Origin of the sequence: Sphingobacterium sp. N143 (assembly GCF_030325625.1) — a bacterium.
In the GTDB taxonomy this organism is placed as follows: Bacteria; Bacteroidota; Bacteroidia; order Sphingobacteriales; family Sphingobacteriaceae; genus Sphingobacterium.
This window is the reverse complement of sequence record NZ_JACAIS010000009.1, coordinates 194,639-209,640: the sequence shown is the minus strand read 5'-3', so window position 1 is coordinate 209,640 and position 15,002 is coordinate 194,639. Positions and strand designations below refer to the sequence as shown.

13 protein-coding genes are annotated in these 15,002 nt (G+C 36.6%); 3 read left to right on the top strand and 10 right to left on the bottom strand.

Annotated features, from left to right (window positions below):
* From HX021_RS17475 to HX021_RS17430, 10 genes are all read right to left on the bottom strand, one after another.
* The gene (locus tag HX021_RS17475) at positions 1–672 is read right to left on the bottom strand and encodes a DUF2461 domain-containing protein (RefSeq protein ID WP_286591837.1); all 672 of its coding nucleotides are present in this window, start codon (positions 670–672) and stop codon (positions 1–3) included.
* Between the two features lie 10 nt (positions 673–682).
* Positions 683–1,483, bottom strand: coding sequence for a phosphatidate cytidylyltransferase (locus HX021_RS17470; RefSeq protein WP_286591836.1), 801 nt, complete (start codon positions 1,481–1,483; stop codon positions 683–685).
* Between the two features lies 1 nt (position 1,484).
* Positions 1,485–1,694, bottom strand: coding sequence for a putative signal transducing protein (locus tag HX021_RS17465; RefSeq protein WP_286591835.1), 210 nt, complete (start codon positions 1,692–1,694; stop codon positions 1,485–1,487).
* Positions 1,669–2,301: a CPBP family intramembrane glutamic endopeptidase gene (locus HX021_RS17460; RefSeq protein ID WP_286591834.1), complete on the bottom strand. Its 633-nt coding sequence runs from the start codon at positions 2,299–2,301 to the stop codon at positions 1,669–1,671. The genes HX021_RS17465 and HX021_RS17460 overlap by 26 nt, the downstream gene beginning before the upstream one ends.
* A 479-nt stretch (positions 2,302–2,780) precedes the next feature.
* Complete coding sequence (locus HX021_RS17455; protein ID WP_286591832.1) at positions 2,781–6,089, bottom strand: S41 family peptidase; 3,309 nt, start codon at positions 6,087–6,089, stop codon at positions 2,781–2,783.
* Positions 6,090–6,229: 140 nt separating this feature from the next.
* Complete coding sequence (locus HX021_RS17450) at positions 6,230–6,982, bottom strand: zinc ribbon domain-containing protein (RefSeq protein ID WP_286591831.1); 753 nt, start codon at positions 6,980–6,982, stop codon at positions 6,230–6,232.
* Positions 6,982–8,082: a Nif3-like dinuclear metal center hexameric protein gene (locus HX021_RS17445; protein WP_286591829.1), complete on the bottom strand. Its 1,101-nt coding sequence runs from the start codon at positions 8,080–8,082 to the stop codon at positions 6,982–6,984. The genes HX021_RS17450 and HX021_RS17445 overlap by 1 nt, the downstream gene beginning before the upstream one ends.
* A complete protein-coding gene (locus HX021_RS17440) occupies positions 8,072–8,557 on the bottom strand; it encodes a hypothetical protein (protein ID WP_286591827.1) in 486 nt (161 codons plus the stop codon). Before HX021_RS17440 ends, HX021_RS17445 begins: the two co-directional genes overlap by 11 nt.
* A gap of 18 nt (positions 8,558–8,575) precedes the next feature.
* Positions 8,576–9,334, bottom strand: a complete 759-nt coding sequence (locus HX021_RS17435) for an alpha/beta hydrolase (protein WP_286591826.1) — start codon at positions 9,332–9,334, stop codon at positions 8,576–8,578.
* Between the two features lie 217 nt (positions 9,335–9,551).
* Entirely contained in the window at positions 9,552–10,262 is a 711-nt protein-coding gene (locus tag HX021_RS17430) for an SAM-dependent methyltransferase (protein WP_286591825.1), read from the bottom strand.
* Between the two features lie 148 nt (positions 10,263–10,410).
* Here HX021_RS17430 and apaG point away from each other — a divergent pair, with 148 nt between their 5' ends.
* The 3 genes from apaG to mnmG all read left to right on the top strand — a co-directional run bounded on the left by apaG (position 10,411) and on the right by mnmG (position 14,958).
* Positions 10,411–10,797, top strand: a complete 387-nt coding sequence (apaG, locus tag HX021_RS17425; RefSeq protein WP_286591823.1) for a Co2+/Mg2+ efflux facilitator ApaG/CorD — start codon at positions 10,411–10,413, stop codon at positions 10,795–10,797.
* Between the two features lie 352 nt (positions 10,798–11,149).
* Positions 11,150–13,009, top strand: a complete 1,860-nt coding sequence (locus tag HX021_RS17420) for an ABC-F family ATP-binding cassette domain-containing protein (protein ID WP_286591822.1) — start codon at positions 11,150–11,152, stop codon at positions 13,007–13,009.
* An 89-nt stretch (positions 13,010–13,098) separates the two neighbouring features.
* Complete coding sequence (gene mnmG, locus HX021_RS17415) at positions 13,099–14,958, top strand: tRNA uridine-5-carboxymethylaminomethyl(34) synthesis enzyme MnmG (protein WP_286591820.1); 1,860 nt, start codon at positions 13,099–13,101, stop codon at positions 14,956–14,958.
* The last annotated feature ends 44 nt before the right edge of the window (positions 14,959–15,002 follow it).

Below are 15,002 nucleotides of genomic sequence, written 5' to 3'. Positions count from 1 at the left end.
TTACTCTGTATCAATGGCCTCCTGTAAAAACTCTTTAAATGGCAGCATATTTTTATAGGAGGCCACAATATTATTTAAAGCATTTTTGTTGGAAAGTTCTTTCATCGTCAGAGATTGGTCCAGAACAAAACTTTTTAACTTGATAAAATGGATATTAGGATTATCTTCACCGTAACCAGCAGGAGCTCGCTTCAAAAGATCTTCCTTAAAAAGGTTGATTTTCTTACCCGTCAGCACATCCTTTAAAATCTTTTCGAGCTGAGCTCCATTATAATCTATTTCTTGTCTTATTGCTTCTAAATGTGATTTCTCGGGTCTCCAATAGCCACAGGCTATAAAAGAGTTTTCTGCCCCAATGTGTATATAATATTCGGGGCCATGGAGCTTTCTACCATCAACGGATATTCCTGCTCCAAACCATGATTTATACGGGGTCTTATCATTTGAAAACCGTGTATCCCGATAAATCCGAAATAAACATTTATTCGCTTGTATGCTGGTGTTGATTCTAGGATCAAATTCGCTCAGTGCAGCAATTAAATCTGTTAAAAAACTTCGCACATCCTCTAGAGATCCTTCGTATCTGGACCGGTTATCTGCAAACCATTCTCGTGAATTATTATCCTTCAATTCCCTCAAAAAATCAAAGGTAGATTTTTGAATGTGACTCATACTTCTAAGCTTAATTGATTAAAATTAAAAAAATATAGACCATTGGTGCTGCCAATAATAAACCATCAAAACGATCCAAGAATCCACCATGTCCAGGAAGTATGTTTCCCGAATCTTTAACCTGCAGACTTCGTTTTAGCATCGATTCTACCAAATCACCCAATGTCCCAACAACACTGATAATCATTGCAACAACGATCCATTGCCACAGCGGTAGGCTCCCGAAATATTTTTCCAGATTTATGGCCACGACAACTGCTAGAATAAATCCCCCAAAAAATCCTTCCCACGTTTTTTTGGGAGAAATTCTTTCAAATAATTTATGTTTTCCAAAACTCCGTCCAGCAAGATAGGCACCTGTATCATTCGTCCATAATAAAATTAAAAAACCCAAAGGAATATAATGATTGAATGCCGCATTAATAAACCCCAGTTTGGCAAAAAGAAGAAAAGGTAAGCTCACATAACATATGCCTAAAAAAGTATAGGCAATATCATTAAAAGGAAAACTTCTTTTTTGAAAAAGCCCAATGATATAGGTCAGACTAATTACCGGAATAACAAGCCATAAAAACTTTTCTTCGACTAGGTCCATAGATATCATTGAACCTATTGTAAATAGTAACAAGGAAAGAATAATACCTATTGTTTTATTTGGAGCACGGTCTTCCGAAGAAACTATACCATAGAATTCATAAAGGCACCAGGTACTTAATAAGGTAAAAAAAATGCTATATACATACGCTCCAAACATAGTAGAAGCCACCATAACAGCCACAAAAATAATCCCAGTGATCGCTCTCGTTTTCATTTTAATTATCTCCCTCTGCTTCTTCAATCAATCGTTCGGCTGTTTCTGCTAACTGTTCACTAACATATAATTCAATCTTCCCAAAAAGATAGGAAGAGTCTTGTTTGTTCAGAACAACAGCGGGAATACCATTTTCTTCTAGCATCTGCTTTACTATTTCAGCTTGAATAGCATTTGTATAGACTTTAATTTTCTTCCAGTCGTTCTCCATGATTTTCCTTTTGTGTTGATTGATAAAATAAGAATACAAAAATAACAGTAAAAACTAAGCCTGCAATATATATCCACCATGATTGTGCTTCAAAGGCATTGAGTTCGCCATAACTTTTCCCTCTTTTAGCATAATAGAATGCCATAACAGTAGCACTAGCATTGTTGACAAAATGCCCAAATATGGGAAGTATAATATTTTTACTCCATAAATAAAGATAACCAAAAAATGCTCCTAGCAGCATTCGGGGGATGAATCCAAAAAACTGTAAATGTATTGCACTAAAAACAATGGCAACAATCCATATAACAACATAGGGATTGGAAATCCATCTTCCAACAATATTTTGTAAAACACCTCGAAATAAAAGTTCTTCACCTATTGCCGGGACCAGAGCCAAAACAATCAGATTGAATAAAAATCCAGCGAGGCTTGCTTCCATGATTATTCCCTGAATCAAATCTCCTGCCTCTTGTTCACTGCGCTCCATCCAAAGCTGTACAGACTTCATATTGTCCGGTAGTTGCAATGATTCATTCCAATGTCCTATTAAGCTCATCAGAGGCATAAAAGCAAGCATGGCTAAAAATATATAGACAAATTGCATGGCTTTAAGTGCATTCTCATGCTGGAAGTAATTGATTCCATACCCTTCTCGTATATTCATTAAATATGCGGGTACCAAAAAAGAGCCTAAGCTACTCATTAGCAACAAAAATCGCATCTCATTTGCCGACCCCTGCATCACTGCAGCTAAAGAAAATATTTGTCCCGTTATCTTATAATAGAAGAAAAGGAGCAAAATATAGATCACTTGTGAAATGAAAGTAAAGCCAATGACCATCAGGATCAAACGCAATAAAGATTGAAAAGGATGGGTAGTTTGTTCAGAATACATATACATCAAATATGTTTTAAAGATAATAATAAAAGCATGTTACTTTATAAGATCCTCTTTCATCTGTCAAAATCTTTTCTGTAAATATCGGTATGTCGGCACAAAAGAGCGATTAATTGTCCTATAATATGTCCAATAGAAAAAGGGGCTTTAAAATTTTAAAGCCCCTTTTTCTATTGGATTCTTTATTAATTTACACGAACCGGATCTGCTGGTTTTTGTAAGTTTTTGTAAGGATAAGTCTTCATTTCGTCCAACAAAATTTTCACTGTTGTCTCCAATTGAGGATCACGTCCCTCCAAAAGGTCTTTTGGTCGTTGTTCGATAAATACATCAGGGGCAACGCCTTCATTTTCGATAATCCAATTGCCATTGAGATCATATATTCCGAAGTTTGGCGAGGTGATACGTCCTCCATCCAATAATGGTGGATATCCACTAATACCCACCAAAATTCCCATTGTTGTCCGTCCTACCAATTTTCCAAGGCCTTTAAACCGAAACATATAAGGCATCATATCTCCTCCAGATCCCGCATTCTCATTAATTATCATGGCTTTAGGACCATAAATTCCATTTCCTGGTGTCGTAAATCCTTTACCATCCCGGATTCCCCAACCGGCAATAAGCTCACGAGATAACAGATCAATAACATAATCTGCGACCCAGCCACCACCATTGTTTCTTTCATCCATAAGAAGGGCCTTTTTGTCCATCTGGGAGAAATAATAACGATTAAAATAAGTATATCCTTCAGGACCTGTATTAGGCATATAGACATAAGCAATTTGTCCATTGCTTAATTCGTTTACTTTTTTACGATTGCGTTCCACCCATTCCATGTTACGGAGTCCCATTTCATCACTGAACGAAATGGGTTTTACAACGACTTCACGCGCGCCGATTAAAGATGGTTTGCTATTGACCTTTAATGTAACTTGCTTACCTACAGTATTGTCAAATGCACTATAGATATCGCTGTCTTCTGTTAATTCAATGCCATTGACCCCAACGATATAATCGCCTACATTAATATGTAGCCCTGGTTCGGCCAATGGAGCTTTAAACGATGGATTCCACTCCAATCGTGTAAATAATTTAGTAATCTGATAATATCCATTTTTTATAGCATAATCAGCCCCAAGTACTCCTACTGATACCGATGGAGTAGAAGGTTGATCTCCGGGATAAATATAATTGTGCCCTACAACCATCTCACCCATCATTTCATTCAATAAATATCCTAAATCTGAACGGTGATTCACATATGGAAGGAACTTCTCATATTTAGCTTTTATGGCTTTCCAATCCGCCCCATGCATATTTTCTACATAAAAATAATCTTTCTGCATGGCCCAAACTTCATGAAATACTTGTTTCCATTCTGCAACCGGATCAACCAATTGTTTGATCCCAGCAAGTTTGATCGCTCCCGTTGTCGGAGTAGCTACCTTCTGTCCCGCTGGTACAATATGAAAACCATTTGCAGTCTGATACAGCATTTTTTTGCCATCGGCACTGATGACAAAACTGCGCACATTTTCTACGATTGTTTTATTTTCAAGGTCTTTAAAATCATAAGCTCCAATGGTTCCGCCTCGTTGATAAGTAAGTTGATTTGGAACAAGTCCATCCAGACTCCAATAGGCTCCTACAGGTAAAGGTAAAGCAACGATACGGTTCTCTAAATGGTCAAAATCCACTTGCATGGGTTTATCCACAGTTTTACTTGTTGCTTCACCATTCTTCTTAGGTGCCTTTTTATCATTTTCTTTTACCCGCGTTGTTTTCTTATCTTCCTGTTTTTCTGTTTGATCGGCTTTATCTTCGCGAATTTGCTCGTCATCACTTTCATTCTTAAAGAAAGATGGAGTCTTGTTGGATAGGATAAATGCATAAACAGCATAATCAACATTCCGCTGTGTAGCAGACATATGTAGGCCAGAATTGGTCAACCCAGTATTTGTACTGGCCGTAAAGAAAAGGTATTTACCATCTTGAGAAAAAGCAGTGCTGCGAGCAGAACTCATACCATCCGTTATTTGCCGAATTTGCTTTGTATCCAAATTATACATAAATACTGCTGGAACCCCATTTTCCAAGGTACGAATAAATGAAATCCATTTGGAGTCAGGAGACCAGCTTGATTGAAAATGATTGCTCACCCTTCCAGTTTGACCACTCAGCTTGTCGTCTGCAACTTTAACAACTTTTTTAGACGCAATATCTATATAGTATAAATTAAGATGAGCATCACTGTAAAAGAGCTTTTTTGAGTCTGGAGACCAAGTTGGCTGGAAATAAAAATTGGTTTCACCTAAATTAAAATATAAGGGTTTATCTTTCCCGAATTGGTCGACAAGAGCCAATTGATAGGCCCCCTTCTTATCAGAAATATATGACACCCACTTTCCATTCGGGGACCAGCTCGGAAAACGTTCGTGTGAACCGGGAGAATTTGATAAATTGCGAGCTTCACCTTTTTCCTTAGGTACGGTAAAAATCTCTCCACGGGCTTCAAACAAGGCACGCTGACCGGTAGGAGATAGGGTAGCATAGCGTATATCTTCTTTGATTTCCTTATAGAACGGTCTTTTATACATCACATCGGTATTTACAGTGATATGCAGTTGGGTGACTTTATTGTTATCCAAATTTAACGTACTTAGCATACCTGCATATTCAAAAATTAATGTGGTTTCATAACCATTCAATGACCGAACATCATAATCTTTAAAATCAGTTAATTTTTCAATCTTTTTGGTTTTGGTATCGTAGCTAAAAATATTGACAATTCTATCCCGGTCAGATAAGAAGTAAACTTTACTTCCTAACCACAGTGGTTTTACATCGTTACTTTTAACTTGGGGAATTGCCTCTATCTCTTTGGTTTGTGTATCGAATAGCCAAATAGTTGGCGTACCGCCACCTCTATAACGTTTAAAAGCTACCCGATCGCGTTCAGTTGGATCGGTATTTTTAATATATGCCCAATAGCGCCCGTCTGGCGAAGGGCTACCCTGCGTGGCTTCAGGCATCAGCAAAGGCCTGTCCATTCCCACTTTTTGTACGTTTGAACTATATAATCGAGGGCTTAAAGCATATGTAAAATCACGTGATGTGGTATAATACACTTCATCATTACTCATCCATCCACGCAATACATCCGAGGAGGGATGATAAGTAATCCGTTTCGGCTCGCCACCTTCAATAGGCAAGACATAAACATCTGTATTACCATCATAATTTCCAGTAAAAGCCAATTTCTTACCATCAGGAGAAAACATCGGGTTTTGTTCCACGCCTGGATTTGTTGTTAAACGGCGCGGATTTGCTCCATTCTTATCTGCTATCCAGATATCACCACCATATACAAAGGCTATATTATTGGCGCTAATACTTGGATTTCGGAGTAATAAAGTTTCTTGCGCATTCGTATACAGTGATATGAATCCAAGCAAAATTGTCGCAATAAACTTAAAAGGGATATTATTCATAAATGTTTAAAGGTTAAAATCTAAGCTGCAAAATTAGTGTTTTAAAGAATGATCTGCTGTTTATATCAACAAAGTTGCATAAAATAGATTATAAAAAAAAGCCCCGCTTTTTCAAGCGGGGCTTTTCTATTTTGTTATGGTTAAAAACCATACTCTTGTTCAATTTCCAATACAATACCTTCATCAACCAATACACGTCCACAATGTTCACAGATAATGATTTTTTTGCGCTGGCGAATCTCGGATTGCATCTGGGCAGGAATCTTATTGTGACAACCAGAACAGCTATCACGGTCGATTGAAACGACAGCTAGACCATTCTTGAAAGAATTACGCAGACGGTAATATACCTTTACCAAACGCTCCTCAATATTAGCTTCTGCCTCAGCTGCTTTTGCTAATAGGGCATCTTCTTCCTTTTGTGTTTCTGAAGTAATGGTTTCTAATTCCTTTTTCTTTCCATCAAGCTCATTTTTGCTATACTCAAGATTACCTACAGTAGCATCATAGTTCTCTGTTTTGTTCCGAATCTCGAATTCCGCTTCTTTGATTCTTTTTTCACAAACCTGAATTTCAAGACCTTGGATTTCAATTTCTTTAGAAATGGCGTCGTATTCACGATTATTTTTCACCTCATTTAACTGCGTCTCATATTTTTTGATAGCAGCTTGGGCATCTTTAATCATGTTTTTACGCTTAACGATTGAATCTTCCAAATCGTCTAAGTCTGTTCTGATCTTCTCGATCCGAGTTTCTAAACCCGCAATCTCATCTTCAAGATCTGCTACTTCCATAGGCAACTCACCACGAACTTGGCGAATTTTGTCTATTTTAGTATGTATGGCTTGCAAAAGCCATAATGCTTTCAATTTTTGTTCTACGGTTTGTTCCATCAACTGTAGTATTTTATAGGATTTGTATCTATTTCTGTTGTTAAGGTTGCAAAGTTAGGAAATTTTTTCGTAATAATGTCGTACAATAATTCTTGCGTAAATTGTTCGCTTTCAAAATGTCCAGTGTCAGCAATAACAATTTCATTCTCCGCATCAAAAAATTCATGATATTTATAATCAGCAGTAACAAAAAAATCTGCCCCTGAGCGCTTTGCAGCTCCTAATAAAAATCCACCTGCGCCTCCGCAAACCGCCACTCTACTGACTTTTTTCCCCAGTAATGCAGTATGGCGAATAACCTTCAATTTAAGATTTTCCTTAAGATACGCTAAAAATTCCAATTCGTCCATAGGTTCAGTTAAATTTCCAATCATTCCTGCCCCCATTTCACCAGCCGTATTCTGCAAGTCAAATAAATCATAGGCAACTTCCTCATAGGGATGGGCTTCATAAAGAGCTAAAAGGACCTTACGTTCAACCGAGCGAGCATAGATCACCTCAATTCTAGTTTCTTCCACACGTTCTTGCAAACCTATTTCTCCAATGGTAGGCTCAGCTCCCAAGAGAGGCCTAAAGGTACCATAGCCAGCAGTATTAAAACTGCATTGGTCATAATGTTTACCTATTTTACCAGCTCCGGCATCAAATAATGCTTGTCTTACGTCCTCTACATGACTTCTTGGCACGAAGACTACCATTTTGCGCAACACATTTTTTTTCGGTTCGAGAATAGCTTGATTAACCAGTCCCAATTTATCTGCAATCTTTGAATTGACACCACCAGTTATATTATCCAAGTTTGTATGTATAGCATATAAGGCTATTTTATGTTCAATAGCTTTAATAACCGTACGCTCAACATAGTTCTTTCCATTGATTTTCTTCAATCCCTGAAAGATGATGGGATGATGTGAAATAATCAGATTACATCCTTTATCTACTGCTTCCTCTATGATCGCTTCTGTACAATCTAAGGAAACCAGCACTTTGGTGATCTCGTTATTTGCATCACCGACAATTAGTCCTGCATTGTCATAAGACTCCTGTAAACCTAAAGGAGCCAGCTGCTCCAAATATTGAATGACTTCTTTAATTTTCATCGTCTTTAATTACCTCTTTTTCCCGAAATTTATCATGTTCTTCCAAAATCCTACGATTCGCATTAATATTAAACCAATAGTTTGCCAATGTTACAAAATGCATGATGGCCAATACCCCTGAAATAGAAAACGGCATCGGAATATTTGTTGCCAAATAAATCCAGGCATACAATGATCCTTTTCTGTAAGTTGGATTTTCTTCCACTGCTATCTTGCGATCATAAAATTCATTGATTAACGAATCTCTTAAACGAGAAGCAACTTGAAAATTCCAATAAATATTAACTAATGGAATTGCCACTAGCCAGGACTGATTGGGTGTCATCAATCTATTGTCCGCAGCCACTAATTTGAGTGTTTTGCGAATTGTATTTGCAAATAATAACCATATAATTATACGGATTGCCAAAATACCGAAAACAATAAGCTGTACTTCGGGTTTACTTAATTCTTTAATTAATTCGTCCTGCGTCATTGAAATATTTTACTGCATCTATTTTTCCTGTTCCAACAAATCTACCAATTCTTTCAGTTTTTTTATCTGTGGATTATGATCACCCACAAATTCAATTGTTTTGAAATTACGTTGTTTTGCTTTTTTATAAAACGGATAAAAATCATCCTTTTCTATTGCTTTTTTATCTTCATAGGTCAAGATATAAGTCGATGGAATTTTTGTCCTTTTTGAATTTTTTAAATTAATCTCATCAGTCATCGTCTTCATAGAGTGGGGGACATCTCTTGGAAACTTATGTTCATCTTTTACCCAGAATGGGAGGATAAAACCATCCTTTACAAATTTCAAAAGTCCATTGTCTCCACTTGATTTTCCCATCAGTGACATCACAGATTCTCCGTTATCAGGAAGTATGGCGTCTAAATAAACCAATTTTTTTATTCTGTCAGGTAAACTGTCTGCAACCGCAGTAATGACCATCCCACCATAACTGTGTCCTACCAATATAATATTGCTAAGGTCTTCAAATAATATTGTATTGACAACATCATTGATATGAACTTGTAGGCCGATAGCCGTATCTGCTAAATGATAACGTTCTCCCAGTCCAGTTAGTGTAGGCCGATAGACTATATTTCCTTTTTTTACCAGTTCGGAAGCAGTATTTTTAAACTGCCATGACCCACCCCATGCACCATGTACAATCATATAAGTAGTTTTCTGGGCATAAGTCAATTTATGGCAGACAACTAAGGAAAAAAACAATATAAAACAACTCAATTTACTATAATTCATAACTTTATATTTCATACAATTAAAAGATACCCACCTTCATTTAACTTAAATATATTATCATATTTCAATTGACATTTCTCTAACAGCAAACAAAAAAATAAAATAAGAAGACCTACTCAATTTTCAAAACCCCATCCATTAACATTTAAACAGCTATTATCCGCATTAATTTTAGATTTAAGCTCAATAGGGTAGGGGAGGAATCAAAAGACCAGGCTCAAGGATAGAGTAGAAAAATGGTCGGTTTTTTATGAAAATCATCTTTTCTTTTTCTCCATTCAGAAATAGTTAAGCTTTGAATGGACTCTTCGGCTGAGGTTACATTACAGGCAACACAAAGTTGGGTAGATGATTTACAAAACTTTAATAAATCTGCTAAAAGATGATTATTACGAAATGGTGTCTCAATAAAGATCTGTGTTTGATTTTCACGTATAGCTTGTAGTTCCAAATCTTTAATCTTTTTGGCCCGTTCATTCTTATCAATCGGTAGATATCCATGGAAAGCAAATTTCTGCCCGCTAAAACCAGACGCCATCAGGGCTAGTAAAATGGAACTGGGGCCAACTAAGGGAACCACCTTGATACCTAACTGATGTGCACGTGCAACAATGGATGCTCCTGGATCTGCTACTCCAGGGCAGCCTGCCTCTGACATCAAACCTACATTTTTACCTTTCTTCAGCCCTTCGAAAAATTCGTTTATATTTCCTTTGTCCCGGGCATGCTTTCCATAATCGTAAATCTTAAGTTCACTTTGCGGAATTTTTAATCCCGCCAGCTTCAAAAACTTACGTGCTGTCTTCTCATTTTCGACAATATATTCGTCCAAAGTATTAATCGTTTCTACCAAATACGGGGTAAAAGATTGAAATGCAGCATCATCACTGAGTGGAACAGGAATTAAATACAATATACCATTTGCCATATACAAACCTACTAATTAACGATCATTTGAATATACTAATTTTAAACTTAGCATATTTTAACTTTAAAAATGATTATATTTTCGAATTTTAAACTCATTATTAGTATTTTAGCATAAGTATTTATTGCAACAATAAACAGTCATTCAAATGATCACACAAATTACAGAAGGCGTAAAAATCTCGGTTGAAACAATCTATCAATCGGAGTATTCTAATCCCGACCGTGAACATTTCATGTTTGCTTATCATATCAGCATAGAAAATTTGAGCGATTATACTGTGCAGTTAATCGGACGTTACTGGAAGATATTTGATGCAAAAGGAGATTATAGAGAAGTATCGGGAGAAGGTGTTGTCGGGGAACAACCTGTAATCGAACCAGGACAAATACATCAATATACATCCGGTTGTAATCTCAACAGTGAATTTGGTTTCATGGAAGGTCATTATAATATGATCCGTTCATTGGATAACAGCAGTTTTCAAGTGGAAATTCCTCGTTTCAATTTGATTGCTGATTATGCGCTGAATTAAATTTATCAAGGTAATATCATTATTGCCGATTTATCACACAACGACGCTTTTTTTCGCATCGAATAAGAAACTATTTATTTATTTTTGCAGGCCTCCTAATTTACATTGCTGATACAATGGGTTCATCCATACACTTGCTCAGCTACTTACATCAGATTAGAGGCACCCAATGGATTTAATTAGTCAGCAATCAAATAGATTATTGATTCAATATATAAAAAACTGATAATCAGACATATACAATAATATGATTATCCATAAAAATACATATTTATTTTAAGATATAATAATTCTTGAACAGGAGTTTTTGTGTATTTAAATTGACTAAAATTAATTTTAGGGTGATATAAACGTGAGTATTTTAGCTACAGAACAAGTAAGCCATTCTTTCCATGACAGATGGCTTTTCAAAGATTTACACTTTGGTCTTCAAAAGGGCGACCGAGTAGCCTTAGTAGGGATAAATGGTACAGGAAAATCAACTTTGCTATCCATTTTAGCGGAACGAACACTACCAACCTCAGGTAAAGTTGTAAAAGAAAAAGGAATAAAAATAGGTTTCTTGGAACAGGATCCTGATTTCACAGGATTAAAATCAATCAATGATTTTATATATAGTGCAGACAATGATCAACAGCGTCTGATTAGGGAATATGAAGAGTTGCTTCTTTCTGAAGATATTGATCAGCATAAACTGGAAGATCTCACTGAAAAGATAAGTACACTGAATGCCTGGGAATATGAACATAATATCAAGACAATTTTAAATCGTTTGAATATTATGGACTTTCAGCAGGATATAAAAAGTCTTTCCGGTGGACAGCGAAAAAGGTTAGCCTTAGCCAAACTTCTGATAGATGAACCGGATGTATATATATTAGATGAACCAACAAATCACTTGGACATTGAAACCATTGAATGGTTGGAAAAGCTTTTGACGACTGGTAATAAAACCGTTCTTTTAGTAACGCATGACCGTTACTTTTTAGACAATATATGCACAGAAATCCGGGAGCTGGACAGAGGTAATCTTTACAGTTACAAAGGTAACTATTCCTATTTTTTAGAAAAAAAATCCGAAAGGGAAGCCATTGATGCAGTCATGGTTGAAAAGAGCCGAAATTTACTGAGGAGAGAATTAGAATGGATGCGTCGCCAACCTCAAGCTCGAGGAACAAAATCCAAATCCAGGATAGAAGCTTTCTATGACTTGGAAGAAAAATCCAAATCTATAAAGGGAAACGAATCGGTTCAGTTGAGTGTAAAAATTAGTAGGCTGGGATCAAAGATCCTCGAACTAGAGGATGTTTCAAAATGTTATGGTCTAAAGAAAATTATAAAAGATTTTTCATATACATTCAAAAAGGGAGATCGGATTGGTTTAGCTGGTAAAAATGGAACCGGAAAATCTACTTTTCTAAACCTAATTACCAAAGAAGAGAAACCTGATTCTGGATCAATTGCTGTAGGTGAAACGACAGTATATGGATACTACAAACAAGGGGGATTAGAAGTAAGTGAAAACGATCGTGTACTCGATGTCGTGAAGAATATAGCCGATTATATAGAAATGGCGAATGGGGAAGTGATCACAGCTTCGCAGTTGTTGACTCATTTTTTATTCCCGCCAGAAAAACAATTTGGTTTTGTCAACAAATTGAGTGGGGGTGAAAGAAAACGCTTACAACTTATGCGTGTACTAATGAAGAACCCGAATTTCCTAATACTAGATGAACCATCCAATGATTTGGACATTGACACATTAAATGTATTGGAAGATTTTTTGGACAACTATTCAGGAGTACTAATTCTAGTTTCGCACGACAGGTACCTTTTGGATAAACTAACAGATCAGCTTTTTATTTTTCAAGGCAATGGGAAAGTTCAAATTTATAATGGAAATTATGCAGACTTCAAATTGGCACAGGAAGAGATTCAAAAGCAGGAAAAACAGAAAAAAAGCAATCAAGAACAGGTAAAGCAGGTCATCAAAGAAGAAAAGAAAAAACTCTCTTATAAAGAACAGCTCGAGTATAGTAAACTAGAGGAAGAAATAGAAAAACTAGAGAAACTAGTAAGTAAAAAAACAGAGGAGTTAAATCAAATAACAGATCATATTGAACTTTCATCATTAGCTGAAGAAATCCAATCGATCCAAAAACAAATCGATGATAAATCAGAAAGGTGGTTATACCTTGCTGATTTTATGTAAAATTTTATTATGCGTTTCACGTGGAACGTAAGAAACAGTAAATTTGTAAAAATTAAAAACCACGTTTCACGTGGAACAAGAATAGAAAGATGTTTAAAAAATATAATGTTATCGTTGTTGGTGCTGGTCATGCAGGTTGTGAAGCTGCAGCGGCCGCTGCTAACTTAGGTTCATCCACCTTACTTATTACAATGAATATGGGAGTAATAGCCCAAATGAGTTGTAACCCAGCTATAGGAGGAGTAGCTAAAGGTCAAATCGTTCGCGAAATAGATGCCATGGGCGGATACACTGGAATCATTGCTGATAAATCCACTATTCAATTTCGTATGCTTAATTTATCTAAAGGCCCAGCAATGTGGAGTCCCCGTACACAGAATGATCGTATGCGATTTGCCGAAGAGTGGAGATTACAATTAGAATCACTTCCCAATCTGGATATGTGGCAAGATACCGTAAAAGAAGTTATTGTTAAAAATGGTAAGGCCTGTGGTGTCATCACTTCTATGGGAATAGAAATAGAATCAGATGCCGTGGTCCTTACCAATGGAACTTTCTTAAATGGCGTTATACATATCGGTGATAAAAAATTTGGTGGCGGTAGAACAGGGGAGAAGGCGGCAACTGGGTTAACGGAGCAATTAGTATCACTAGGTTTCGAATCTGGACGAATGAAAACCGGTACTCCACCACGAATAGATGGTCGTAGTTTAAACTATGCATTAATGGAGGAACAGTGGGGTGACGAAAAAAGAGGACGTTTTTCCTATACAGACGTAGAAATTCCAACAGAACAACGATGTTGCTGGATCACTTATACCAATGACAAGGTCCATGATATGCTTCGTACTGGCTTTGAAAAGTCACCTATGTTTACTGGTCGTATAAAAGGTTTAGGACCGAGATATTGCCCTTCTATCGAAGATAAGATAAATAGATTTGCAGAACGGGACAGACATCAAATATTCGTAGAACCAGAAGGTTTTAAAACAGTAGAAATATACGTAAATGGCTTCTCCACTTCTTTGCCAGAAGATGTACAGCTAAAAGCACTACAACTCATACCAGGTTTTGAAAATGCTAAAATGTACCGGCCAGGTTATGCCATAGAATATGACTACTTTCCACCAATGCAATTGGACCTTACTTTAGAAACATTGTTGGTGAAACATTTATTTTTCGCTGGACAGATCAATGGAACTACTGGATATGAAGAGGCAGCGGCGCAAGGATTTCTAGCAGGTATAAATGCCCACCAACGGATTAACGATGACAAGGAGCTAATCCTTAAAAGATCCGAATCCTACATCGGTGTTCTGGTTGATGACCTCGTCACAAAAGGAACCGAGGAACCATATCGCATGTTCACCTCAAGAGCTGAGCATCGCTTACTCCTTCGTCAAGATAATGCAGATATCCGTTTGACCCCTTTAGCCTATAAACTTGGATTAGTAGGAGAGGATAGATTAAAAAAAGTACAAGACAAAATCGACAATTCGAATAATATCATTGAATACTTAAAACAAAATTCTACCAATCTCGAAAAGATGAATTTGGTTCTTGCGGAAGTAGGTTCTAGTGCACTTCCTCAAAAAACAAGATTGAGTAATGTACTTGCACGACCTCAAGTCAGCATTCAAGATATTGTTAAAGGTGATGAGGGCTTTGCGCAATACGTCGCTCAATTTGATAATGATACCATCGAACAAGCAGAGATCAATCTGAAATATGAAAGTTACTTTGAAAAGGAAATAGAAATCGTAAATCGTATGAAAAAGATGGAAGATAGAGAAATTAATCCCGATTTCGATTATAGTTTATTAACTTCACTATCAATTGAAGCAAGGCAAAAATTATCAAAGGTCAAACCACGCACACTGGGGCAAGCCTCACGAATTTCAGGCGTTTCACCTTCTGATATCAGTGTTTTAATGGTTCATATGAGTTAAACAACTGAAAATCAATATTTTAACAAATAAACATAATAAGCTTA